Below are 24,401 nucleotides of genomic sequence, written 5' to 3'. Positions count from 1 at the left end.
GGGGTCCTCTCGCGGTCGGTCTGCGATGTGGACGGCGACTGCATCCACTGACGTTACCGATAACATAACGCGAAGTTTTGGAAGCAAAGTCCAGCACCGAGGAGTGAGACGTGACCGTCGATGCCGAGGCCGCCCGCGCCGCCACCGGTTCGCCAAACCGGCTGACCGAGCTCGACCTGCTCGAAGCGGAGTCGATTCACATCATCCGAGAGGTCGCCGCAGAGTTCGAGAAGCCGGTGTTGTTGTTCTCCGGTGGCAAGGACTCGATCGTCATGCTGCGTTTGGCGGAGAAGGCTTTCTACCCGGCGAAGATCCCGTTCCCGGTGATGCAGGTCGACACCGGTTACGACTTCCCCGAGGTGCTGGCCACCCGCGACCATTGGGTCGACCGCCTCGGCGTCCGGCTGATCGTCGCCTCGGTCGAGCAGGCGATCGCCGACGGCGTCGTGGTCGACGACGGCAAGACCAGTCGCAACCGCCTGCAGATCGGCACGCTGCTCAACGCGATCGAGGAGAACGGCTTCACCGCGGCCTTCGGTGGCGGACGCCGCGACGAGGAGAAGGCCCGTGCGAAGGAACGCATCTACTCCCACCGTGACGACTTCGGCCAGTGGGACCCCAAGAACCAGCGTCCGGAACTCTGGTCGCTCTACAACGGCCGCATCCACGCCGGTGAGCACATGCGCATCTTCCCGCTGTCCAACTGGACCGAACTCGACATCTGGCACTACATCGCCCGCGAGCAGATCGAGATCCCGTCGATCTACTTCAGCCACCGGCGCCGCGTGTTCGAGCGCGACGGGATGCTGCTGAGCGAGTCGGAGTTCAACCCGTGCCGAGACGGCGAGACGGCGGCCGAGCGCACCGTCCGCTTCCGCACCGTCGGCGACCTGACACTGACCGGGTGTGTCGAGAGCGCGGCGTCCACGCTGGACGAGGTGATCGAGGAGGTCGCGATCGCGCGCGTCACCGAGCGTGGCGCTACCCGGGGAGACGACCGGTTCTCCGAGGCTGCGATGGAAGACCGCAAGAAAGAGGGCTACTTCTGATGGATCTGCTGCGTTTCGCGACGGCCGGCTCGGTGGACGACGGCAAGTCGACGCTCATCGGACGCCTGCTGCTCGACTCCAAGGCGATCTTCGAGGATCAGCTCGAAGCGGTCGAACACACTTCTCGCACAAAGGGATACGACTACACCGATCTGGCGCTCCTCACCGACGGACTGCGGTCGGAACGTGAGCAGGGCATCACGATCGACGTGGCGTACCGCTATTTCGCGACGCCGAAGCGCAAGTTCATCATCGCCGACACCCCGGGGCACGTGGAGTACACGCGCAACATGGTGACCGGTGCGTCGACGGCCGACCTCGGGCTGGTGCTGGTGGACGCCCGCCAGGGGTTGACCGAGCAATCGCGCCGGCACGCGGTGCTGTTGTCGTTGTTGCGGGTGCCGCATGTCGTGTTGGCGGTCAACAAGATGGACCTCGTCGATTTCGACCAGGCCACTTTCGACCGGATCGACGAGGAGTTCACGGCCTTCGCGGCCAAGCTCGACGTGCCGGGCATCAGGGTGATCCCGGTGTCGGCGCTGCAGGGCGACAACGTCGTCGACCGTTCGGCGAACATGCCGTGGTACGAGGGTCCGGCGCTCCTGGAGTACCTCGAGTCCGTCGAGGTGCTGCATGAATCTCGTTCTGCGGCAAGGCTTCCCGTGCAGTACGTGATCCGTCCGAAGTCGGATGAGCACCACGACTACCGCGGTTATGCCGGCCGGGTCACCGGCGGCACCTTCCGGGTGGGTGACGAGGTGGTGGTGCTGCCGAGCGGGCAGCGCAGCACCGTCGAGGCGATCGACCTGTTCGACAAGTCGCTGGCCGAGGCGCCTGACCGGCTGTCGGTCACGCTCCGGCTGGCCGACGACGTCGACGTCTCGCGCGGCGATGTGATCGCGCACGCCGAGCACGCACCGTCGGTGAACAAGGACGTCACCGCCACCGTCTGCTGGATGACGCAGCAGCCGCTGCGGGTGGGTCAGAAGCTGGCTTTCAAGCACACGACGCGCACCGGGCGGGCCATCGTCCGAGGCCTTGCCCATCAGCTCGACGTCAACACGCTCGAGCCACTTGGCTCTCCGGAATCGTTGCAGCTCAACGAGATCGGAGAGGTCAGGCTGAAGCTGTCGCAGCAGTTCGTCACAGACAGCTACGCCGACAACCGCACGACGGGCTCGTTCATCCTTATCGACGAAGCGAGCGGTGCCACGGTCGGCGCCGGGCTGATCGGCTGACGTCGGTCACATGGCGAACCGCACCGCTCCCGGATCACCGAGTTGAGGCGCCACAAGAGCCGACCGGCCTGTGACCAGCAACAACAGGTCGGCGGGCGCGGCTCCCAGCCGTGTTCATCACATTAATGGCAGACAGATGGCGATCGATTTCACGAGGAAGCAGCCACCGACCGCAGGGTCGGTAAACCTCAGCAAGGTGACTCTGTCCAAGGCTGCGCCGACGGTGAGCCTGGCCAAGAAGGGGAGAGTCAGAGCGCGATGCGGGTCAACCTGAACTGGTCACGGGGTGCCGCTGCGCCGAAGAAGGGGTTCCTCGCGAAGTTGACCGCGCCGAGCGGCGGTCGACCTCGACCTCGGCTGCCCGTATGAGCCGTCCAATCGTGAGAAGGGTGTCATTCAGGCGCTCGGCAACAGCTTCGGTGCGTTGCAGGCCCCGCCGTTCATCCAGCTCGACGGCGACGACCGGTCGGGCGCCGTCGCGGCGGCGAGAACATGCACATCAACCTCGCGCAGCCGGACGCTGAACTGCCGTCACTACCTCACATAAGGGCGATCTGCCGGTAACGTTCGCGCACGCCTTCGCGGCCGGCGACGATGCGCACCAGAGGTACAGATGCGCAGGTTAGGTACAGGTGCCTGCGCTGCACGGAATGAATCAAGCTGTTTGGGACAGCTGTGGGTTGGGTGTGTTGGGTTTGTTGATCCAGACGGTGTCTGGGGGCATGTGCGTGATCGGCGGTTTGTGGTGCCGGGCGGTGTGCTTGGCGGCGTAGGCGGCTTTGGTGGTTGCCCACTGGTCGTGGGTACTGCTCCAGGTGCCGTGGTGGACTCGGGCCGGGGTGTGTCCGGCGAGGCCGGCGTGGTGGTGGCGGGTGTTATACCGGTCGAAGAACTCGGCACTCCACTGCCGCGCGTGTTCTAAGGAGTCGAACTCTTCGGGGTAGTCCAGGTCGTACTTCACCGTTTTGAACAACGCCTCGGCGAACGCGTTGTCGTTCGACACCCGAGGGCGTGAGTACGAGGCGTGGACGTGCATCGTGGCCAGCAGTTCTCGCACGGTCCCGGCTCGCATCACGCCACCGTTGTCGGCATGGATGACCTGCGGTGTGCCCTGCTGGGCGGTGAACGCGTTGTTGAACAGTTCCTGGGTGAACCGGTGGTCCTCGACGTGCTCGACGCGGTACCCGACCACGTACCTCGAGTACAGATCGATCATCGAGTACAGCTTGAAACTCATCCGTCCTGGACCGGGCAGGTTGGTGATGTCCCAGCACCACACTTGTCCCGGGGCGGTGGCGTGCAACCGGGGAGTGGACCGTGCACCGTACCCGCGGTGCGCGGTGTGCCGGCGGCGATCACTGGACTGCCCTTCGCGACGCATGATGCGGTGCATCGAGGGCAACGAACACAGGTACACGCCCTGATCCAGTAGTTCGAAGTGTGCCTGCCGGATCGATAACCCTGCCAACTCGACCGTGTTGAGGGCCTGCACCACGGCCTTCGCCTCGGCAGCGGTGACACGGTTGGGGTACGCCCGTTCCGTGTGGGGCACCACCACCCCGATCCGTGGGGGCGGATTGAGATATCGGTAGTAGGACGACCGAGCGATCCCCAGCCAGGCACAACCCTGGACGATGCTCACTCCGGCATAGCCGAGGGCCGTGACGGTATCGGCGGCAACCTCGAAGTATCGGGGTCTCTCAACCAGTCCGGCATCCCCGGGCGGGGTGGTGGTTCCTCCTGGTTGGGGCCCGCGCTCTTGGCCAATCCCTCCAAGAGCGCGGCAGCTTTTCCCAGCAGTTCCACCGCGGACTGCGATTGCTCCAGTTCTAGTTGCAACCGCTGGTTCTCACGCCGCAACCGTTCCAGCTCAACGCGTTCGTCATATTTCAACACGTGCCTCGCTACCGTCGTTGGCTCTTTGGTGGCCGGGTCGACCAACCGGCCAGCGTCCCGCCACATCGACCACTTCTTGATCGAGAACGGCGTGACACCGACCCTACGCAGGAACGCGGCCTTCGCACCACGCTCGAGGCACTGGTCATGCTCCAGCAGCAGAGCCCACCGCTGCTCATCAGTGAAAGCCGCATGACGCGACGGACGAAACGGCACCTCATCAGAAACCATCAGGGAAATCCTTTCCCCACCCAGCTGTCTCACAACAGCCTGACGCACTGGGTGCATCCGGGTGCGCACGTCATAACGTGCGCACCCGGACATAACGTGCACCCTCGTACGTAACCTGCGCAGCCACCTGGCCGCGTCCCTCCCATCGTTCGACCAGCGCCGACTTACCGCGCGTTCCAGGACGTCAGCAACGCCCCCTGCGGATAAGACGTGCCGCGCTCCTGGGTGGGCAGCACGTACTGGCTGTACCAACTCGTGCAGTTGACGACACCGAGGTGCAGGTGGGCGCCGGTCACGCCGCCGGTGGCTCCGGAGTAGCCGATCACCTGTCCGCGAATCACGCGCGCACCGACACCGACGCTAAGGGTTGACAGGTGGGCGACCTGGATGCAGTTGTTGGTGCCGGGGCGCTTGACCATCACGACGTTCCCGCCGCCCCCGGGATTCCATCCGGAGAAGGCGACGACTCCGGTCTCGGCCGCGCGCAACGGCGTCCCCGAGGGCAGCGCGACGTCCATCGAATGTTGGTTGTAGACATTCGCGTGACTGTACGAACCGCCCGGGGTCTGGGTGACCACGTAGCCGCGGCCCTCGGTCCAGGGCAGGTTGGCAGCACAGCGTCCGACGACGGGGGCGTTGCTGCCGGTGCTGATGTCGATGTCGGGCACCCACACGCCGCCGTCCCCGCTGGTCTGGTACCAGATGTCGGAGGTGCCGCCCGTGACGGACGAGGAGTAGTAACCCCTGACCGCCTGGCCACGGTCGTAACAGGCGAGCGTGAGCACCTTGCCCTTGCTGAACGAGCGATTACGGGCGAAGTTGAGCGACGGGCCGGTCTGGCCCTGGGTGCTGGCGGCCATCACGGTCGCGGTGCGCGGGGCGGCGCTCGCGGTGTCTGCCGTGACGAACGCCCCGGTGGCCGTGGCGGCGAGTCCGCAGGCGATGGCGGTGGTGCGCAGAATGGACGATTTCATGAAGGTGAGACCTTTCATTCGAACCCGGATCGCGATCGACGATCGCCCGATCAGGTTGTCGCCCGCATGCCGGCGGACGCGTCCCCAGTTCAGGGGATATTCCACGGTTCGCCCCACTCGCGCGCGTCCCAGTAACCGTCCTCGAGCGCGGCCCGCAGAGTCTGCTGCCGGTTCACCGGACCGTCGCCGAGCACAGCGCGGTACTTCTCGTGGATGTGTTTGGTGTGGCAGCGCACGGTGTCGACGCTCACGCACAACCGTGTGGCGATATCGGACGCGGACAGCCCGTACGCCAGGCCGCGCAGCACGGTCGCCTCGGTAGGGGTGAGACGGGCACGCAACGGCGGAAGGTCGGCGAGCGCGGCGGCCAACTGGCGGGAAGGGCGCAGTTCGCCGTCGCGGATGCTCGCCAGCGTGCGCACGAGCGCGTCCAGCCCGTCGTGTTTCAGGCAGAGCGCGGTGATCCCGGCGGTGACCGCGGTCTGGATCAGGTACGGGCGCTCCTCGGAGGTGTAGAGCACGATCGGCGCGTTCCACTGCACCAGCCGGCCGATGTCGTCCACGCTGCTGCGGCAGTCGCGGCCGAGCCAGAAGTCCAACACGACGACGTCGGGTTGCGGGGATGGCCCGTCGTCCAGCTCGTCGACGGACGCGGCGACAGTAACGATGCGAACTACCGCGGGGTGGCTGAGCGGCAGCGACTGCAGAGAGCGGTGGACGTTCTCATCGTTGTCGATGACCACGACGGACAGCGGACGCGCGAGGGCCGACATGCGTTCTTCCTACCCGACCGTGGTGGACGCGGCCATCCCGTGATCGGGGGAGGGGCCGAGGACGAGGGTGGTTGCGAATGCGTCACGGGTCAGGCGGGCAGGAGTCGAACCGGTCAGCGTGGCGAGTGCACGCAGCCGTCGCTCGGCGTCGGGCGCCAACAGCGAAACGGTGCAGGGTTCACCGGCGCCGCCGAGACGAAGCTCCAACCGGTCGGGGGCGGCTGCATCGTCCAACAGTCGGTCGAGCACTCGCAGCAGCACGGCGCAGCGGTCGGGGCAGGGGTCGACGGCCGGGTGGATGGTGATCTCGGCGCCGAGCTCGCGGGCGGTCGCGATGCGGTCGCGCAGGGCGGCGTCGAGCACGCCGGGAAGGTTGAGTTCGTCGCGCACCTGAGCCGCGAGCCGGCCCGCGGTGACCCGGTCGGCAGCCTGGAGTCCGTCGGTCGAGATGCGGTCCAGGAACGGTCGGACCGTGCGCTTGGTGAACGACAACAGGTCGCTCACCCGGTCCTCGGACCACACTGCGGTTGCGACGGACAGGCGCTCGCGCACGGCGGCCTCGTCCCGGTCGGCCTTGGTCTGCACCTGGCGCAGTCCGCGGCCGATGGCGTAGGTGAGCCATGGGCACAGGCCCGTCATCAAGGCACCGGCCGCGGACATCCAGGTGATCTCCGGGTGGGTGCCGACGACGGCCAGTGCGGGGGCGAGACCGCACACGGTCAGGAACAGCACGCGCCGCGCCGACCCGAAGAACGCGATCACGCACAACGGGACGCCGGCCATGCCCAGGCCCCAGGACGCGTACGTGTGCAGCGATTGTGGGCCGGCGATCGCGAGCGATGCGGACGCGGACGCCGCGGACGCCGCTGCGACCGCGGCCATGTTCACCCGAGTGAGACGCCCGGACGCCACGGCGCGGGTCAGCCACCACGTCACCAGCCAGAGCGCCGCGACGACCACCGACTGCGCCGCCAACTGCGCACCGGGCGTGTGCCGCCACGCGATGAAGGTATGCCCGATCAGCGCGGGCCACGCCGCCCAAACCGCCTCTGGATGGGCCGGTGATGTTGCTGGTCGAGCCCGCGATCCCGTTGGCCGAGCCGGCGATTCCGCTGGTTGAGCCGACGATTCCGCTGGTTGAGGCGATGATTCCGGTGGTTGAGCCGGCGATCCCGCTGGTTGAACCGGTGATCCCGCTGGTTGAGCCGGTGGGATGAGCTTGCGATTCTCACCGCGCCGAAACCAAGGTGCCGTCAACGCCAACGTCACGACGACGTCCGCACCATCGCGCCGCAGCGAAGCGCTACCACCAATTGAATTCAACTCGCGCTCAACGCAATTGCGCCAACCCCATCCCGGCCGCAGCGAGCCCGGCGACGCAGTCCGATTGCGCACTCGAATCTCGACGTCGTCGCCGCGCAACGCGAGGTCCACCTGCGCCGGTCCGTCGCCATGCCTGGCTGCATTGCGCAGCGCTTCACCCAGCGCGCGCCGCAACGCATCAGCAACGTGTGTCGGCACCGGACGACGCGCACGGGGTGACGGCGTGACGCTCACACCCGACGGCACGCACGAGTGGACGAGCGACAACAGATCGACCGCGACATCGCCACGCGCCCGAACGGGCAGATCGAACGCGCCGAGCGTTCGCTGGACGACATCGGACTCCACGCCTGCGGAGTCGGCGATACGGATCAGCGTGAACAGCACCTGGTCGTGCAGCACCCGACGCGCGGATTCACCCGCCCGCTTCTCGTCGTCCCGCAACCGTTGGGACAGTTCGAGTTCGAACTCCCGCGAGCGCACCCGATCGAGCCGGACGATCCTGTGCACCAGCAGGTGGTGACAGATGGCGATTGCCATGATGCACCCCAGGCTCAGCACGCCGTGGTCGATGAGCATGGCGGTGTCGGCGGCGTACGGCGAGCTCAGGTACGCCGCGACGAAGCACCCGAACCAGGTCGGCAGTACCACCAGGGCCGGGACGATGCGAAGTTGCGAGGCGATCAGCGCGAACGCGAGTCCGACGAGTTGTGAGGCGTTCGCGAAACCCGCGAGCGGCGTCAAGCACAGGCCGAGCAACAGCCCGGCCGCCCCGAACATGCGGGTCGCGCGACGCGCCATCACCAGGATCGAACCGAGCAGCACGATGCCCAACGCAACAGCTACGGACGACGGTCGCCCGGACGCTGCGGCCAGCGACAGACAGATCACAGCGCAGGCGATGAGTAGCGATCGCGTCGTGGCCTCGTAGATGGACACCCGTGGATACGACGACAGTTGCGTCGGCCAGATCCAGAAGCGTCCGAGCTCGAGCTGCAGGTGCGAGCGGACGAAGTGGACGGGATTCTCAGCGTCGGCGGCCCGGACAGTCACTTGCGCTCGACCGGCGACGAAGCCTGGATGAGTGATCGGCCCCTGGGTCACGGTCCATTGGTACGCGCGGTCGGTCTGGCGCACAACCGGCGGAGCGTATGGAGTTGGCAAAGTTCGAGGCGGTGGGGGAGGTGGCGCGACGTGCTCGTGCACACTCGGTTGGCCGATCGACCTTGATCGTGGACACTTGACTTTCAGCCTCGGTGCACGATCGGCGAGAAGCCCCGGGTGTCTATAGTCCACTCAGCTTGGGAGCACGCCTGTCGACGCCGATCGTGGTGACCCCGTCGAACCGGGCGGGGTCGTCGATCAGCCGCCGCCTACCCTCAGCGATGATCGCACTTTTCGCGGTATGCCAGGACACCCCGAGACCGGCCGCCACGCGGGTCACCGTGAGGTGATCCACGACAATCGCTGTCAGCGCCCAGCCGAGCCCGCCACGAGATATCTTCGCCCGCGGCGGTGCTGCCGCCGTGGTGTCCTGCCGCCACGTGCGCCCGCAGTGTGCGCACGGGTAGCGACGCACCCGAACCTGCAGGACCGTGGGCCTGTGCCCGAATGGCTCATGCGCGAGCCGGCGGACCACCGTGTCCCGCGGTACACCCTCCGCACCACACTCGCGACACCACGGATCGTCCTCCATGACGCGACACTCAATCACCGCCCGATCCGCCTCGAGTCGCTGCCCCACAGCCTCAAGGCCAAGCTCGTCGAGGCGGCAGAACGTGGTGAGGCAGGTCAGGCGTCGTGAAGGTAGCGTTGTGCACGTCGAGGTCTTCCAGATGAGTTGCGTCAGAACTCTCATCATCGGGAGACCTCGACCCCTACCCCCGGACCGACGCGCCAGGAACTCCTACACGTTGAGACTTGAAGGGCACTGAGTGGCATGACCCGACGCCTACACTGACGGGCTCCTTGAGGGTCCTGTCTTCCGAGGGATCTGTCTGCTGCTCGGAGCAAGCAGGAGTAGTGGGGTGCCGACCGAACCAGCCATGACCTGATAGGAGCGTGACCCGCCGATTCAGCCCGGTTTCGTCAACGTGTTGTCTGACCGGTCCGGCCGACGCCTTCCATGGTGAACCGTTGGAAGGAAAGGGCACAACCTGATGAATCAGCTAGTCGTCATCGCGGGTGTCGACACACACAAGGACACTCATCACGCCGCGGTGATCACCGCGACAGGTCAGCACCTGGGTGCTGCGCAGTTCCCGACCACTACGGCCGGCTATCGAGCTTTGGCTGCCTTCATTGCCGGGTTCGGGACGGTGGCCAAGGTGGGTGTCGAGGGCACCGGATCCTACGGCGCGGGTCTGGCCCGATATCTGAGCTCTGCTGGGGTGCCAGTGCTGGAGGTCTTGCGCCCAAGTCGGCAGATCCGCCGGATGCGTGGCAAGTCCGACGAGATCGATGCCTACGCCGCCGCGGAGACCGCGTTGGCCGGCACGAACTGTTCGGTCCCCAAGGACCGTGACGGACGCGTGGAGGCGATCCGTGTCGTGGCGACCGCCCGCAGGTCAGCCGTTGCCGCGACCACCGACGCGGTGCTGCAGATCCGGGACATCCTGGTCACCGCACCCGAGCCGATCCGAGCCAGATACCGGGCGCTGCGCGGCAAACCGTTGATCGCCGCGCTGGCCAAGATCCGGCTGCACGACCCCGACGACGTAGTCGCCGAACACACCCTGACGGCGTTGCGAGCTCTGGCCCGCCGCGTTCAGCAGTTGCGCATCGAGACCGATGCGCACGAGCAGACGCTCGACGACCTAGTCACACGCGTGAACCCGGCGCTGCTCCAGGCCAAAGGGGTCGGCGTCATCTGCGCTGCCGACCTACTGATCGCCGCCGGCGAAAACCCCGACCGAATCAGCAGCGAGGCAGCCTTCGCCGCCCTGTGCGGCGCCTGCCCGGTGCCGGCCTCCTCTGGCAAGATCACCCGTCACCGGCTCAACCGCGGTGGCAACCGTCACGCGAACCGCGCCCTGCATCGCGTCGCCGTCGTCCGGCTCCACACCGACCAGCGCACCCGTGACTACACCGCCAGCAGACGAGCCGCGGGCAAGACCAGCAAAGAGATCCTGCGGTGCCTCAAGCGCGCGATCGCACGAGAGGTTTACCGGCTCTTCGCCGTTGAGCGTGGGTCATAGGTTGAGTCCGCCGCCGATGAGGAGCATGCGCAGGCGGTAGTTGTCGCGGTTGCGGAAGCCGCGGGCGATACGGCGGTGCAGTTCGATGAGACCGTTCATCGCCTCGGTGCCGCCGTTGCTGGCACCACCGGTGTCGAAGTAGCCGAGGAACTCGGTGCGCCACTGGTTCAGTGGTGCGACCCAAGCGTGCGACCTCACCGATCGGACAGGTGGCGAAAGTACGCAGGACTTGTTCGGCGATCTTGCGGCCGGCCGCGTGCGTGGGCTGGTGGTACACGGATCGGACGTGTTGGGCGCACTGCCACGCGAGCTCGACCTCGACGTGGGCCTCGTGCGCGGCGAACGCCGCAGCGAGGCGTGCGCGTTGCCGGTCGGTGAGGTTCTCTTGCCCGGCCCGCAGGATGTTCCGGATCCGGTACAACGGGTCGTCCCGACGGCCTCGGTGCCCGTGGAGTTCTTGCTGGACACGGCGGCGGACCTCATCGACCATATGGGTGGCGAGCTTGACGACGTGGAACGCATCCAGCACCGCGCGGGCGTCGTCGAGACGGTCATCGATGGCGTTCTTGTATCCGTGGAACGGGTCCAGGGTCGCGACCTGCACTCGGTCACGAAAGTCTTCGCCGCGGTCGGTGAGCCAGTCGGCGTACACCTTCCCGGACCGGCCCGGGACGAGGTCGAGTAGTCGGGTTCGGTTGTGTCCGTTGGCATCTGGTGTCAGGTCGACCATCCCGGTGAGTTCTTTCGGGCCACGGCCGCCGTGCTCGACAGGCTTGGTGCTCACGTGGTGCCAGACATGCTCATCAACGCCCAGGATCGTGACTCCCTCGAACCGGGCCGGGTCGTCGGCAGCGGCTTGCAGCAGTGGCCGGATCGACTCCCACACGGTGCGCCACCCGGTACCGAGCTGCCGGCGGATCCCGTTGATCGAGGCGTGTTCGCGACGGATCTGTGCGATCGCCCACCAGCACGCGCGCGTCGTCAGCTTGGCCCGTGGCGCCCCGACCCGGTCGTCTTGTTCGACGAACACCGTGCGGGGACAGGAAGGTTCCAGGCAACGCCAGCGTCGCTTACGCCACCGCACCCGGACCGGTCGCCCGAAACAGGGTGCGTCGACCAAGGTCACTACGTCCCGGCCGTGCCCGGTCGCGACCACTGCGCATGCCGGGCACCCGATATGACCTGGTGGTGACTCGACCGTCACGACCACCCGATCGGCGGTGTCGTGCTCGACGCCGATCACGTGCAGCCCGGGCAGATCGACGAGCAGGTCGCACCGCCTGAGTTGGGTCAAACGCTTAGTGCCTTGAGGGCGGGCGTTCCAGCGCCTCGATGATCTCGGCTTCGTCGCTGTTCAGTGCGGGTGGGATGGTCGTGACGACGCCGTTGATTTCGATGGTGGCTGAGCGCAGTGGTTTGAGGGCGCGCAGGACACGGCGCAGGGACAGCCCGGTCCGGGCTTGTACTTCGCGGCTGACGGCGAGGGCGGTGAACACGATGGTGAGGTGGGCCTCGATCGCGTCGCGGGTACGCGCGAACATGGGCCGGGCGCGCAGGTCGGTCTTGGACATCCGAAACGACTGCTCAACCTGCCACAGGTCGTGGTAGCTGGCGATCACTTCGCTCGCGGGCATCAGTTCGGCCGGGATGTTGGTGACGTACCCCTTGAGCCCGACCAGCCGGCGTGCCCTCGCCAGTGACGCCTCATCCAGCGTGCGTGAACCGTTGGTGGTTTTGACGAATCGTGGTGTCCGCGCGGCCTTTTCACCGGCGACGACGGCCTTGGCGCGGTTCTCCTGCAGGGTCAAGGTGGTGCTGTCCCGGGCGGCGCGTTTCGCGGAGTACGCCCACACTGCCCGCCACGACCCGGGATGCTGTTCCCGATCCCACACCGGTTCCGCCTTGAGGTTCGGGTCGTTCTCGACCGTGTGCCCGGTCCGTGGGATGAGGGTATCGATGAGCTGCCCGTCGGTGAACGCGTCACCGTGCCACCGGAAATGAGACTCCAGATCCTTGGGTGCCTTGGTCACCCGGGAGCCCACGATGAACCGCAAGTTCGCCTCGTCGAGGGCTGTGAGGTTGGACGTGGACAGCATCCCCGCGTCGGCGACCACGACCATGTCCGCGATGTTGTGGCGTTCCTGGAACTGCTTGACGATCGGGATGATCGTGGCCGTCTCGGCCTTGTTGCCTTCGAAGCAGCCGATCTCCAGCGGGAACCCTTCCCGGTCGACCAGCAACCCGACCACGATCTGCCGGTCGACCCGCCGCTCCTTGGAATACCCGACCTTACGCAGGCCGTCCTCCTTCTCCGCCTCGAAGTAGAGCGTGGTGACGTCGTACAACACCAACGACACATCACCGCTGGTGCAGGCGTGCTCGAAACAGGCCACCGCGACCTGGTCGCGGTACGAGCCCTGATGCGCCCGCCGCAACGTCCGCTTCCGCGTCGACAGACTCACCGCTCGCCGCCCCAACTCGGCCAGGACCCGGTCCACATCGAGCAGGCTCGTCGGCTCCACGACCCGAGCGATCACCAAGTCCCGGAAGATGTCATCGGCCACGACATCGAAACCCAGGTCCGTGTACACCCCGGCCAGGGCCCCGTACAGCAGCCCCGAGGACGTCTTGAGCACCCGTGACCTCGACACCATCGGCCGAGCCGCTGACACCGCTGGCACTGCCGACACTGCCGACGATGGCTCGGGGTCCATGAACAGCCCCGACGGCCGCGCCGCGGGCACCATCACCGCCTTCGCGGCCACCGGCGTGATCCCGAGGTCCAGCACCCCCTGCCGGTCATCGGCGAGCAGAGCCCGCGCCTGCTCCATCAGCAACCCGAGGTCGGCCTCGTTCCTGGCGGACCCTACATGACGCACGATCCGACGCCGACCATTGACCGACTCAGCGATCTGCACCGCGGTCGCTCCCGAGGCCGTCCGCACCCGCCGAACCCACACCACCGCGCGAACCTCACCATCGAATTAGTGCCCTAGCGACACACTAATCGTCGGCATCCCCGCAGGTCACAGCGATTCAAACCCCTCGAATCCATCAAAGTGACCCAACTCAGGTCGCGGTCCTCGACGCCTGGCCCCCGCCTACCGTCCGGTGGCTGAAGTCTCGCTGTGACTTCAGTTCGTGTGTTTCCCCCTTAGTGTTGGCTCTCGGCGGCCGAGTCGTACGCGACGTAGAACGTGGGGCGCGCCTGCTGGCCGCTGAACACCCGTCCTACGTACTCGCCGAGGATGCCCAGACACAACAGCTGGACGGCGGAGAACCCGACGGTCACGGCCATCATCGAGGTCCATCCCGACACGGTGTGCCCACTGATCCAGCTACCGAGCACATATGCCAGTAGCACCGTTGCGAACAGGAAACCGAGCAGGCTGAACCAGGTCGCGAACCGCAGCGGCGCGACGCTGAATCCGGTGATCGAGTCGGCGGTCAGACGCAGCATCTTGGCGAGCGGGTACTTCGACTCGCCCGCCGCGCGTGCCTCGCGGCGATAGCCGACCTCGGCCGACGGGAAGCCCAGCGAGGGGATCGTCAGGCGGAGCACGCGGTTGTGCTCCGGCAGCGACAGTGCCGCCTCAACCGTGGCGCGCGACATCAGTCGGAAATCGCCCGCATCCAAAGGGGCGTCCAGCCCGGACAGCCGACGGATGAGCCGGTAGAACAGCCCGGCCGTCTGCCGCTTGAACACGGTGTCGGTGCTGCGGTCGGTGCGCACGCCGTAGACGACGTCGGCACCTTCGGCGCGCGCGGTGTCGAGCATCTCGGCAATGACCTCGGGCGGATCCTGCAGGTCGGCGTCGATCGTCACCATCCAGTGCCCGGTAGCCAGGCCCAGTCCGGCGGAGATCGCCGCCTGGTGGCCGGAGTTGGCCCGCAGGCAGATCAGTCGCAACTGGGGCCACTCCCGACGCAGCTTCTGCACCAGCAGCGCGGTGTTGTCCTTCGAGCCGTCGTCGACCGCGACGACCTCGTAGGTGACGCCCATACCGTCGAGCACCGGACGCAGCCGGTCGGCGAACAGCGGGAGTACGTCCTCCTCGTTGTACATGGGGACGACGACGGACAGTTCGGGCGCCGACGGATCGTCGTGCGGGACTGTCATGTGCGGGGCGAGTTCAGCTTCCATACCTGTGCCTGGTCGTTGTTGAATTGAGGTGTCGCGTACGGCGCGAGGGTCTGAGCGAACGGGCGCGACTTGTCGATGTAGATCCAGCGAACACCCTTGTCCCACAGGGCTTTGGCAGCGTCGGCTGTCGGTCGGGCGATGAATCCGTCGTTCAGGCGCAGGAGTGCCTGATCGCCGAACGGCGCAGTGATGGATTCACGACCTTTGGGGTACTTGGCGGCGATGGTCGGGGAGTAGCCCCATCCTTCCACCAACATCCGGCGTCCGCTGATGGCGGACACCATGAAGTAGCGGCTGTCGCAGACCTCGCCGCGCAGTTGGCGACAGTGCCGGTTGGTCATCACCATCGCATCGGGGTCGGCGTGCTCGCCGAGGTAGCGAGCGGCTTGGAACTGACCGGCGCCGATGGCTCCGTACGTTTCCTGCCGCACCGGACCCGGCTCCGGCAGGTCGGAGGTGCGGTTGTGGACGGCGGACGCGACCCCCGTGACAAGCACGGCCATTGCGATCGTCGCCGCCACGGCTGTGTGCCCGGCTCGGACGACGGCAGCCATGAGCGGCACGACCGCGAGGAGCAGCCCACCGATCGCGAGCACCGTCAACATCTGCACGCCGGACAACTTGCCGGCGGGCACGACCTGCTTCGGCAGCCACCACGCGAGCAGCCCGAAACCGGCCGCGAGCGAGAGCAGCCTGAGCAGTCGGGCGTCGCGCTCCTCCCACATGGCCACCAAGCCGATGGCGGACGCGGTCGCGGCCAGCGGGATGGCCGACAGGCGGAAGTAGAACTGGCTGCTGCCGGGCTGTACGAACACCATCGGAGCGGCAGCACCGGCGATGGTCGCGCCGAGCAGCGTCCACAGGACGGGGTCGCGACGTCCGGATTCCTTCGAATCACGGTACAGGGCAACGAAACCGAAGGCGGCGCAGGACAGCCCGGTGAACAGCATCGTCACTGCGCCGATGAGTAGTACCCAAATGTCGGTACTGCGGGTCGACGACGAGGGCCAGCTCGACTTCAATGCCGCCGCCGGGTCGAGCACCAGACCGTTGGACGACCCGTGGAACACCACGATCATGCTGATCAGCAGTGCCGCGACGACCACGGCGAGGTCGATGGCGACCACCTTCGCCCTCTCCCGACGCCACAGCAGCATCGCCACGAGCGTGAGCGCACAACCGGCGATGATCAACGGAGTGGTCGAACCCTTCGTGCCGGCCGCGACGAACGCGAACACGCCCAGCAGGACGAGCGGCAGACGGATGTCCTCGCCGCGCCAGCGCATCGCCATCACCGCCACCATCGCCAACAGTGCCGGTACGGAGATGGCGAGCGTGGGCGACTCGGGGTTGAGTGGGGCCGACGCGAAACCGAACCAGACGGACGCAGCGCCTCCCATCATCGTCAGCGTGACCCCGATGGCTGCGACCAGCGCCTTTCCGGTGAGGCGTAGGCACAGGCTCGCGACGCTGAGCACGACCAGGAACGGTGCCACGATCGGCGCGAAACGCAGCAGCACCTCGTCTGCGGACGCGGTGGAGGTCTGCGCGACATGTGCGATCCAGGCGTGGGTGAACCAGTGGTAGTAGAGCCCCTCGTTGTCCAGCAGTGGCCAGTTCACCGGGCCGCGCAGCTGCAATTGTTTGCTCATCGCCAGTTGGAAGTACTGGTCGACGTGCGGTACCCGGTATCCGGACCAGGAGAGCAGGTTCTGCCGGAAGTAGCCGATCACGCCCGGGACGGCGGAGGCCGTCGAGACTGCGATGACCGCACCCAACCAGGCGGGCACCGGCTCGCGCCGGGCCGAACGGACACGTGCGCGAGTGCGCGGCACGGCGAGGATCGCTGCGGCTACCAACAGTGGGAGAAGCACACTCAGCAGGCGACTGCCGAGCAGACCCGCGATGCACTGGATGACGACCGACAATGCGAAGCCGCAGGCGAATCCGAACGCGAGGTCTTCGAACAGCCAACCGCGCTGTGGCCGTACCAGCCGCCAGATGAGCACGCCGGGGAACAACTGGAAGATCCCGACTGCGAGCGACGCCGTGACGACGCTGAGCAGGGACATGCCCGACGACACCGCGTAGGCGCAGAACAGCAGGTAGGCGAGGGCCAGGAAGGGCCCCCCGTTGCCGATCGCTGCACGAAATCGGGCGGAAAACGACGGCGCGGGGTGCGCGACGGTCACGAGATCAGGTGTCCTTCCGGCTGAGGCGGTCGCCAAACGGTAGTGCTTCGGGGTGGCGACACCGCAACTTGCCACGCGATCATGCTGCACGTTCGGCGGCGGGCGGGCACTATTGGCGGCGTGGAAGCAACTGAGATCCGGAAACTGGCCGCCCTCGAGGACAAGCACTGGTGGTACGCCGAGCGGCGCTCGTTGCTCGCCCGTCAGATCAAGGGCATGAAGCCCGGCAAGGTGCTGGATGTCGGCGCCGCGGGTGGTGGCAACACCCGGGTCCTTCGTGCGAACGGTTGGGAGGCCGTCGCCTTGGAGTACACCGCTGAAGGAGCGGAGGTCGCCCGCGAGCGCGGACTGCAGGTGCTGCGCGGAGACGCGACCGGCCTGCCCTTCGAGGACGCGTCGCTCGACATGGTCGTTGCGTTCGACGTGCTCGAACACATCCCGCACGACGGTCGCGCCGCGTCCGAGGTGTTCCGTGTTCTGCGTCCCGGCGGCACATTCCTGGTCGCCGTGCCGGCCGACCCGAAGCTGTGGTCGGCACACGACGTCGCGGTCAGCCACGTCCGCCGCTACACGCGTCCGGAACTGGTGAACCTGCTCGACGGTGCCGGCTTCGAGATCGAGTCCGTCGGTTCGTGGAACGTGCTGCTGCGTCCGATCGCCGCCTGGCGCCGTAAGAAATCGAGCGGCAGCGACCTCGATGACCTGAATCCCGTTGTGAATCAAGGGCTTCGGATGATCGTGGCTAGTGAGCGCTACCTGCCGGTCGACAAGTTGCCGGGCGTCAGCCTGGTGCTTCGAGCTCGGCGTCCGTGACCTTCGACCCGGTGGCGGCTTCCGACTCGGCCTGAGGGGCGCCGCCGGTGGTCACCGGGGTTGGGTCACCCGAGGATCCCGGACGACGGAACGAGAACCGTCCGTGTCCGAACCAGCTCCAGAATGCGTTGAACGCCACGATGGCGACCTGCGCGGCCAGCGGACGCCAGTGCAGCAACTCGACGGTCGCGGTCAGCAGCACGACGTTGATTGCCAACCCGGTCAGGTAGACGCTCTCGAAACGCAGCGCGTCACGCAGCAGGTTGCCGCGCACCCGGAAGACCAGCCGTCGGTACAGCACGAAGGCCACGATCACCGAGACCACGTGCATGCACAGCAACGTCAGAAGGTAGTGCTTCGGACCGAAGAGCCGGTCGAAGCCGGCGAACAGCGCTACGCCGAGCACTGTGTTGATCAGGCCGACCACCAGGAACGCCGTCTTCGGGTCGCGCACGACGCGAAGCAACGGCCCCCGCTGTGAGGACAGCCGACCGATCAGTGGTGAACGCCGGCGTCCGCTCTTTCTCCTGTCGAAGTTGGTTGTCATCGCGGCGGACTGAGCTTCCATGCAGCAGCAGTGGGCGTACGGATTCCGAGGGTTGCGTACGGGGCTAGATCGTCGGCGTGCGGTCTCGTCGTCTCGACATAGACCCACCGCACGCCGAGGTCCCACAACCTGCGCTGTGCGTCCGCCGTGGGCGCCGCGATGAAGGTGTCGTTGAGTTCGAGGATCTCCGGCTTCCAGTAGTCGACGGTGATCGAGTCCCGGCCGTTCGGAGCAATCTTCGTGGCTCGCGGCGTGGCGGTCCATCCTTCGACGAGCATCTGCCGCTCGCTGAAAGCGCTGACCAGCCACCGGCGGCTGTCGCACCCCCGCGCGGCTCACGCACCGTCGTGCAGTGACGGTTGGTCATCACCAGGTCGGTCGGCTCGGAGTGCTCCCGGATGTATCGCGCGGCACGCAGCATGCCGACCGTCGTCGCGTTCTGCGACGTCAAAGTGGCGGGCCGCTCGTCCGGCACCGGCACCGACGTGCGATAGGTGTCGATCCACGAACCGGCGCCCGCGAACAGGCCGATCAGCGCGACCGTCGTCAGCGCGCCACGCCACCACTGCCGCCGCACCACCAACGCGCCGATCACAGCGGCCACGAGGACGACGACCGCGGCGATGGTGGTGATCTGCCAGAACTGGTCGTACTTGCGCGGCACGATGCGTCCGGTCCACATCAGGATGCCCTTGAAGAACACGAACGCTGCGACCGCGCTCAAGGCTCCGAGCAAGAGTGCGCGGCGGCGTCCGAGCGCCAGCCACAGGTGACGCGCACCGATGGCAGAACCGGTGGCAGCCAACGGAATTGCGGTCAGTGTGAAGTAGCTCTGGCTGCGTCCGGGGTGGGAGAACAGACCGAGAGCGGCGGCTCCGGCGATGGCGGCTCCGATGAGCACCCAGGAGACCGGGTCCAGCCGGCTCTCGCGGCGGAACGGCAACGCGAAGGCGAGCGCAGCCCGGGTCAGGCCCGCGATGATGACGGCGGCGGAGACGAACAGCACCTGCTCGCGCGACGCCACACCACCGATGACGGACGACAGGCTGGTCTGCTTCGCAGAGTTGGTGACACCGAGCTTCAGACCGGCCACCGACCCGTGGAAGACGACGACCATCGTCACGATGAGCGAGACCCCGATGACCACGGCGTCGCGAACCACCGGCCAGAACATCGGCCGGTTCCAGATCAGCATTGCGGCTGCGGCGAGGCCGAGGCCGGCGATCACCACAGGGGAGGTCGACCCCTTCGTCCCGGTCGCGATCACGGTCAGCCAGGGAATCAACCAGAAGGCACCCCGCAGTGCTTCGCCGCGCCATCTGGTGGCAAGCACCAGCACCATCGCGACCAGGGTCGGGATGCCGAGGCCGAGGGTGGGCGACAGGGGGTGATCGGCAGTTGCAGGCCGAGCAGGCCCCACGGTTGACCGCTGCCGACCAGCATAGAGAACGCGGCCGACAGCGCGCCGACCCCCGGGCTGCCGCTGAGGCGCAGGCCCAGGACGGCGATGCTCGCCACTGCGACGATCGGCATGATCGCGGGCAGGAAGCGCATCAGGACGTGATCGAGGGGGACGCCGGACGTTGCCGTCACGTGCGCCATCCAGGCGTGCGCGAACCACTGATAGCCGAGGTCCTCACCGGCCACCGTCGGCCAGCTCACCGGACCACGGGTCAGGATCTGCGCGGCCAACGCCTGGTGGAGGTAGGTGTCGATGTACGGCGTCCACGGCTTGTCCGACCACAGCAGGTTCTGCTTGAAGTACCACTCGGTCTGCGGGTAGGCCGCGAGCGTCATCAACCCGAGGGCCGGTCCCAGCCACCACGGCAGCGGCGACCAGCGCGCTTCCAGCACCCGGCGACGCAGCACGGGGACAGCGGCGAAAACCGCCACGAACAGCAGCGGGACGACGTACGCCGGGATGCGCGAGTGCATCAGCCCGGCGATGGTCTGAGCAGGCACGGCGATCGCGAAGCCCATCGCGAAGCCCATCGCGAGGTCCTCGAGCAGCCAGCCGTTGCGCGGGCGAATCGCACGCCAGACCATCGCACCCGGCAGCACCTGGAACACACCCGTCGCGGCCACCGCCTTCACCAGGCTGCCGATCGGCAACTGGTCCATCACCGCCCAGGTCATCCAACCCAGCAGCGCGAGCAACAAGGTCGCGTACGTGATCAGGGAGCCGAGGCCGGATCCGGTGCGGATTGCCTGCGTTCGGGCAGTCACGTGAAGGTGCCTCCGGCAAGGGGTGCGATGGGCTGGTGCGGGCAGCGTGGGCCCGCGGAGAACGCGGCCATCGTACGGTCTGTCGGCGCTACATCCCCGCAGGTGCTTGTTGTCGGCGCTGCATTCCCGCAGGTGCTTGTTAGAGTCGCATCGCATTTCGCGCAGGCCGGCGCGGAAGCACACACCGACAAGGACCTCTGCTGTGACCAACGCGCAGGACGCCTCGACGCCCGAAGGCGTCTACGAGAAGGGTTACTTCGAGACCCGCCTGGCTCAGGACGCCAACCGCGAGAAGGTGTGGGTGCACCTCGCCAAGCACTTCGCCACCTGGGTGCAGCCCGACCACGACGTGCTCGAACTCGGAGCCGGCTGGTGCGACTTCTCCAACAAGATCAAGGCCCGCCGCGTGGTCGCCATGGACATCGACGCCGTCGTCGAGCGTGCTGCTGCTGCGCACGTCGAGACCGCCGTCGGCGACTGCACCGACCTGAGCCGCTTCGAGGACAACTCCTTCGACGTCGTGTTCGCCTCCAACCTCGTCGAACACCTTGAGCGTGACCAGTCCAACCGCTTGCTGGACGAGGCCCGCCGCGTGCTGCGTCCCGGTGGTCGACTGATGCTCATGCAGCCGAACTTCCGGCTCAACCCGGGCCGGTACTTTGACGACTACACCCACGTCGCGATCTTCACCGACCAGTCACTGTCGGACTACCTCGTCTCTCGCGGCTACGCCATCGAGGAGATGCACGCCAAGTTCATGCCGCTGACCATGAAGTCGTCCGGCGCGAACCTCACCTTCCTGGTGCCGTGGTACCTGCGGTCACCGATCAAGCCGCTCGCCGGGCAGATGCTCGTCGTGGCCAATCCCGACGACTGACAACCGAATTCGACAAGGACTTTCGCGTGTTCAACGGCCAGACGCTCTCCGTCGTCCTTCCGACCTACAACGAGAAGGACAGCATCGCGGAGTGCATCCGCAGGTTCGAGGCGATTCCCGAGGTCGACGAGGTCATCGTCGTCAACAACAACGCCGCCGAGGGCACCTCCGAGGAGGTCGCCACCACCGGTGCTCGCGAGGTCATCGAGACGACCCAGGGTTACGGCGCGGCGATCCAGCGCGGACTGCGCGAGGCCGACACCGACCTGGTCGCCGTCTGCGAGCCTGACGGCACGTTCGACCCGGACGACATCCGCAAGCTGCTCGCGTTCGTTCCCGAATGCGACCTCGTCGTCGGTTCGCGCACCGTCCAGAGCTTCATCTGGGACGGCTCGAACATGGGCTGGTTTCTGCGCTGGGGAAACTGGGCCGTGGCCAAGGGCATCGAGGTGTCGTACAACTCCGCCTACCTCTCGGACGTCGGATGCACCTTCCGTGTCATGACGCGCAAGCACAAGGAGTACATCCTCGAGCGCGTGACTCTGGACGGCTCGGCGTTCGGTCTGGAGATGTTGCTCTTAGGCGTCTTGAGCGGACACAAGTACGTGCAGGTGCCGGTCAACTACCTGCCGCGCGTGGGGAAGTCCTCGGTGACCGGCGACTTCCGCAAGACGCTCGATCTCGGGTTCGAGATGATGGGCCTGGCGGCGAAGATGCGGTTGAAGCGCAACAAGATTCGCGCCGGGCAGGTCGATCGCTGACCGCACCGGGTCTCGCGCGCGTTGCTTGCTTCGTCGGTCGACCGCGGTCAGCGGTTGTTGAACACGTGCTTGCGGTAGGCCCAGAAACGGAAGCCGGACGCGAGCACCAGGCCGACGCCGTTGGCGGCGATGTTGTCGGCGATCGGTGAGGTGAACCCCAGCAGGTAGTGGGAGACCCAGAGGCAGCCGAGGGCGATGCCCATGCCGATCAGCGCGACGCCGCAGAACCAGGCGAACTCGTGGTGCTTCTCCTCCCGGCGAGTCTGACGGAAAGTCCAGTAACGGTTGCCCGTCCAGGCGACGACCGTCGCGGCGAACGACGACAACACCTTGGCCAGCAGCACGTATTCGTGCATCACGCCCTCGCCGCCCGGTCCGGCGAAGCGCAGTACGTTGAAGCCGCCGACGTCGACGATGAGCCCGAGCAGGCCGATGGCCCCGAACCTCATCAGCTGCGGTGCGAGCGCCACCAAGCGAGCCCAGAGCGAGCGCTGGGCGGGGGTCTGGTTCACGGTCGCGAGCTTCCTTCGGGGGCGGATAGGCGCGGCAACCCTAGCAACCGGCCTCGTCCGGATCGGCGGGTCGACTCCCCGGAGCGGCGGTGGCGGGTCCTCGAATGAAACGGGCTGCCCGAACCGTGATCTGCCGATTGTGCTGAAACGTGGCACACCGGCCCGCCTTTGCCACTAGCGTCCGCCATGCTCAGCGGTTCGTCACGGTCAGGGATGACGACCGCTCAAGGGAAAGCGAACCCCATGCGTACCAAGAAACTCGCCACCGTCGTCGTCTCGATCATCGCTGCCACGTCCTTCCTCGCCGCCACCCCGGACGCCGGGGCGACCGCGTCCGACCCCACCGGCAAGTACCACCCGGTGACGCCCTCGCGCATCGCCGACAGTCGCACCGGCTGGGCGCTACCGATGGGCGGGGTGCGGCGGGACACGTCCGCTTCGCTGGCGGTGGCCGGCCGCGGCGGGGTCCCGGGTTCCGGGGTGCAGGCGGTCGTCGTCAACATCACCGCGATCGACCCGACGTCCGGCGGTTGGGTGACCGCGTACGCGGGCGGCGCGACGAAGCCGTGGACCTCCGTTCTCACCTACCCGAAGGGCTGGACCGGCGCGACGACGGCCACGGTCCCGGTCGGTGCGGACGGGACGATTCGACTCGCCGCCGGAGGCGCATCGGTGCAGTTGGCCGTCGACGTGCTCGGCTGGTTCGCCGCTTCGTCCTCGACCGTCGCCGCGGGATCGCTCTACACCGTCAACGAGCCCGAGCGTTGGTTCGACAGCCGCTACGAGGTCGGTGGCTCCCGTCTCGCGCCGGGTGAGGGTATCGGAATCCCGTTGTCGCTCAACGAATCCGGCGGCCGTCGCCTGACCGCCATGCAGTTCAACATGACCGCCACCGGCGGATACGACAGGGGCTGGTTCACCGCGTGGAGCGGTGCGGGCGAGCCGCCGTCGACCTCGTCGGTGAACTTCGTCGAGGCGGAGACCTCGGCCAATCTGGTCACCGTCCCCGTCCGCCGTATCGGTGCCGACTCCGCCAGGCCCGGCTACGGCCAATACGCGGTGCACTTCGAGAACACCTCGAACTCCAGCGCGCACCTGATCCTGGACGCGGTCGGCAGCTTCGTCACCGACCCGGGGAACGTCGGCACCGTGCGGGTGCCGGTCGGGCCGACCCGCATCGGCGACACCCGCACCGGGTTGCGCTTCCCGCAGGCGAAGGTCGGCGCGCAGCAGACCGTCAGTGCCGCGGTTCCGAGCACGGTCGACTCCGACCGAACGCATTCCTTCGAGGGCGTCCTCACCGCCGCGAACCCCACCCGGGCGACCTTCCTCACCCTCTTCGGCGCCGGCGAGGCCAGGCCGACGACCAGCACGCTGAACACGAAGGCGGCACACAACCGCTCGAACTCCTTCGTCTCCATCCCCGGTTGCCTGACCCCGTCCGGCGCGACGACGTGCACGCCGGGGCTGTCGGTCTTCAATCAGAGCGGTTCGGTCGACCTCGTCCTCGACATCACCGGACGCTTCGAGTTGACCGACGAGGCCATCGCGCAGGTCAAGACCCAGTCACCGGCTCGCAGCGGTGCAGCGCCATCGCTCGCTCCGGTCGCCGGCAAACCCCACACCCTCAACTGAGCAATCAACCCAA

19 protein-coding genes and 2 pseudogenes are annotated in these 24,401 nt (G+C 67.0%); 7 read left to right on the top strand and 14 right to left on the bottom strand.

The features are described 5' to 3' along the window. Positions 1-110 precede the first annotated feature (110 nt). Both cysD and MF407_RS11480 read left to right on the top strand, forming a co-directional pair. Positions 111-1,049 (top strand): sulfate adenylyltransferase subunit CysD, encoded by a 939-nt coding sequence (cysD, locus tag MF407_RS11485; protein ID WP_239702348.1) that lies wholly within the window; start codon positions 111-113, stop codon positions 1,047-1,049. Then, positions 1,049-2,287, top strand: a complete 1,239-nt coding sequence (locus MF407_RS11480) for a GTP-binding protein (RefSeq protein ID WP_239702347.1) — start codon at positions 1,049-1,051, stop codon at positions 2,285-2,287. Before cysD ends, MF407_RS11480 begins: the two co-directional genes overlap by 1 nt. Before the next feature lie 655 nt (positions 2,288-2,942). Here the strand turns inward: MF407_RS11480 and MF407_RS11475 are convergent. From MF407_RS11475 to MF407_RS11450, 6 genes and pseudogenes are all read right to left on the bottom strand, one after another. After that, positions 2,943-3,929, bottom strand: a complete 987-nt coding sequence (locus MF407_RS11475; RefSeq protein WP_170221769.1) for an IS3 family transposase — start codon at positions 3,927-3,929, stop codon at positions 2,943-2,945. Beyond that, positions 3,926-4,414, bottom strand: a complete 489-nt coding sequence (locus tag MF407_RS11470; RefSeq protein WP_239702064.1) for a hypothetical protein — start codon at positions 4,412-4,414, stop codon at positions 3,926-3,928. Before MF407_RS11470 ends, MF407_RS11475 begins: the two co-directional genes overlap by 4 nt. A gap of 164 nt (positions 4,415-4,578) precedes the next feature. After that, positions 4,579-5,388, bottom strand: coding sequence for a M23 family metallopeptidase (locus MF407_RS11465; protein ID WP_239702346.1), 810 nt, complete (start codon positions 5,386-5,388; stop codon positions 4,579-4,581). Between the two features lie 89 nt (positions 5,389-5,477). Beyond that, positions 5,478-6,161: a response regulator transcription factor gene (locus MF407_RS11460; RefSeq protein WP_239702345.1), complete on the bottom strand. Its 684-nt coding sequence runs from the start codon at positions 6,159-6,161 to the stop codon at positions 5,478-5,480. Positions 6,162-6,170: 9 nt separating this feature from the next. Further along, positions 6,171-8,588, bottom strand: a complete 2,418-nt coding sequence (locus MF407_RS11455) for an ATP-binding protein (RefSeq protein WP_239702344.1) — start codon at positions 8,586-8,588, stop codon at positions 6,171-6,173. Positions 8,589-8,799: 211 nt separating this feature from the next. Then, positions 8,800-9,304: pseudogene (locus MF407_RS11450) on the bottom strand (ISL3 family transposase); the annotation flags it as partial. 339 nt (positions 9,305-9,643) lie between these two features. Between MF407_RS11450 and MF407_RS11445 the strand changes: the two are divergent. Then, positions 9,644-10,681, top strand: coding sequence for an IS110 family transposase (locus MF407_RS11445; protein ID WP_239702343.1), 1,038 nt, complete (start codon positions 9,644-9,646; stop codon positions 10,679-10,681). Here MF407_RS11445 and MF407_RS11440 read toward each other — a convergent pair. From MF407_RS11440 to MF407_RS11425, 4 genes and pseudogenes are all read right to left on the bottom strand, one after another. Continuing rightward, positions 10,676-11,930, bottom strand: a pseudogene (locus MF407_RS11440) (ISL3 family transposase). The gene MF407_RS11445 and the pseudogene MF407_RS11440 sit on opposite strands and share 6 nt — an antisense overlap. A 49-nt stretch (positions 11,931-11,979) precedes the next feature. Next, entirely contained in the window at positions 11,980-13,644 is a 1,665-nt protein-coding gene (locus MF407_RS11435; protein ID WP_239702342.1) for an IS1634 family transposase, read from the bottom strand. A gap of 191 nt (positions 13,645-13,835) precedes the next feature. After that, positions 13,836-14,825: a glycosyltransferase family 2 protein gene (locus tag MF407_RS11430; RefSeq protein WP_239702341.1), complete on the bottom strand. Its 990-nt coding sequence runs from the start codon at positions 14,823-14,825 to the stop codon at positions 13,836-13,838. Next, on the bottom strand, positions 14,798-17,017 hold the full coding sequence (locus tag MF407_RS11425) for a hypothetical protein (protein ID WP_239702340.1): 2,220 nt from the start codon (positions 17,015-17,017) through the stop codon (positions 14,798-14,800). Before MF407_RS11425 ends, MF407_RS11430 begins: the two co-directional genes overlap by 28 nt. Before the next feature lie 120 nt (positions 17,018-17,137). Between MF407_RS11425 and MF407_RS11420 the strand changes: the two genes are divergently transcribed. Then, entirely contained in the window at positions 17,138-17,830 is a 693-nt protein-coding gene (locus tag MF407_RS11420; RefSeq protein ID WP_239702339.1) for a class I SAM-dependent methyltransferase, read from the top strand. On the opposite strand, the gene MF407_RS11415 is transcribed toward MF407_RS11420, so the two are convergent. From MF407_RS11415 to MF407_RS11405, 3 genes are all read right to left on the bottom strand, one after another. Beyond that, entirely contained in the window at positions 17,799-18,377 is a 579-nt protein-coding gene (locus tag MF407_RS11415) for a GtrA family protein (protein ID WP_129626025.1), read from the bottom strand. The two genes, MF407_RS11420 and MF407_RS11415, sit on opposite strands and share 32 nt — an antisense overlap. A gap of 64 nt (positions 18,378-18,441) precedes the next feature. Further along, on the bottom strand, positions 18,442-19,719 hold the full coding sequence (locus MF407_RS11410) for a hypothetical protein (RefSeq protein ID WP_239702338.1): 1,278 nt from the start codon (positions 19,717-19,719) through the stop codon (positions 18,442-18,444). Next, the gene (locus MF407_RS11405) at positions 19,659-20,603 is read right to left on the bottom strand and encodes a hypothetical protein (protein WP_239702337.1); all 945 of its coding nucleotides are present in this window, start codon (positions 20,601-20,603) and stop codon (positions 19,659-19,661) included. The genes MF407_RS11410 and MF407_RS11405 overlap by 61 nt, the downstream gene beginning before the upstream one ends. A gap of 202 nt (positions 20,604-20,805) precedes the next feature. On the opposite strand from MF407_RS11405, the gene MF407_RS11400 reads away from it, so the two are divergent. Continuing rightward, entirely contained in the window at positions 20,806-21,480 is a 675-nt protein-coding gene (locus MF407_RS11400) for a class I SAM-dependent methyltransferase (protein ID WP_129626029.1), read from the top strand. A gap of 26 nt (positions 21,481-21,506) precedes the next feature. Continuing rightward, the gene (locus tag MF407_RS11395; protein ID WP_239702336.1) at positions 21,507-22,241 is read left to right on the top strand and encodes a glycosyltransferase family 2 protein; all 735 of its coding nucleotides are present in this window, start codon (positions 21,507-21,509) and stop codon (positions 22,239-22,241) included. A gap of 47 nt (positions 22,242-22,288) precedes the next feature. On the opposite strand, the gene MF407_RS11390 is transcribed toward MF407_RS11395, so the two are convergent. Then, on the bottom strand, positions 22,289-22,753 hold the full coding sequence (locus MF407_RS11390) for a GtrA family protein (RefSeq protein ID WP_239702335.1): 465 nt from the start codon (positions 22,751-22,753) through the stop codon (positions 22,289-22,291). Between the two features lie 243 nt (positions 22,754-22,996). Here MF407_RS11390 and MF407_RS11385 point away from each other — a divergent pair, with 243 nt between their 5' ends. After that, on the top strand, positions 22,997-24,388 hold the full coding sequence (locus MF407_RS11385) for a hypothetical protein (protein ID WP_129626031.1): 1,392 nt from the start codon (positions 22,997-22,999) through the stop codon (positions 24,386-24,388). The last annotated feature ends 13 nt before the right edge of the window (positions 24,389-24,401 follow it).

This window comes from Yimella sp. NH-Cas1 (assembly GCF_022359705.1).
Taxonomy (GTDB): domain Bacteria; phylum Actinomycetota; class Actinomycetes; order Actinomycetales; family Dermatophilaceae; genus Yimella; species Yimella lutea.
The sequence above is the reverse complement of the archived record's forward strand: the minus strand, read 5'-3'. Positions and strand labels throughout refer to the sequence as shown.

Excerpts from the sequence above, each read along its gene's own strand:
- MF407_RS11480 (WP_239702347.1), top strand. The coding sequence starts at position 1,049 with ATGGATCTGCTGCGTTTCGCGACGGCCGGCTCGGTGGACGACGGCAAG.
- MF407_RS11470 (WP_239702064.1), bottom strand. The coding sequence starts at position 4,414 with ATGGTTTCTGATGAGGTGCCGTTTCGTCCGTCGCGTCATGCGGCTTTC.
- MF407_RS11465 (WP_239702346.1), bottom strand. The coding sequence starts at position 5,388 with ATGAAATCGTCCATTCTGCGCACCACCGCCATCGCCTGCGGACTCGCC.
- MF407_RS11460 (WP_239702345.1), bottom strand. The coding sequence starts at position 6,161 with ATGTCGGCCCTCGCGCGTCCGCTGTCCGTCGTGGTCATCGACAACGAT.
- MF407_RS11445 (WP_239702343.1), top strand. The coding sequence starts at position 9,644 with ATGAATCAGCTAGTCGTCATCGCGGGTGTCGACACACACAAGGACACT.
- MF407_RS11430 (WP_239702341.1), bottom strand. The coding sequence starts at position 14,825 with ATGGAAGCTGAACTCGCCCCGCACATGACAGTCCCGCACGACGATCCG.
- MF407_RS11415 (WP_129626025.1), bottom strand. The coding sequence starts at position 18,377 with ATGACAACCAACTTCGACAGGAGAAAGAGCGGACGCCGGCGTTCACCA.
- MF407_RS11410 (WP_239702338.1), bottom strand. The coding sequence starts at position 19,719 with ATGGTGCTGGTGCTTGCCACCAGATGGCGCGGCGAAGCACTGCGGGGT.
- MF407_RS11385 (WP_129626031.1), top strand. The coding sequence starts at position 22,997 with ATGCGTACCAAGAAACTCGCCACCGTCGTCGTCTCGATCATCGCTGCC.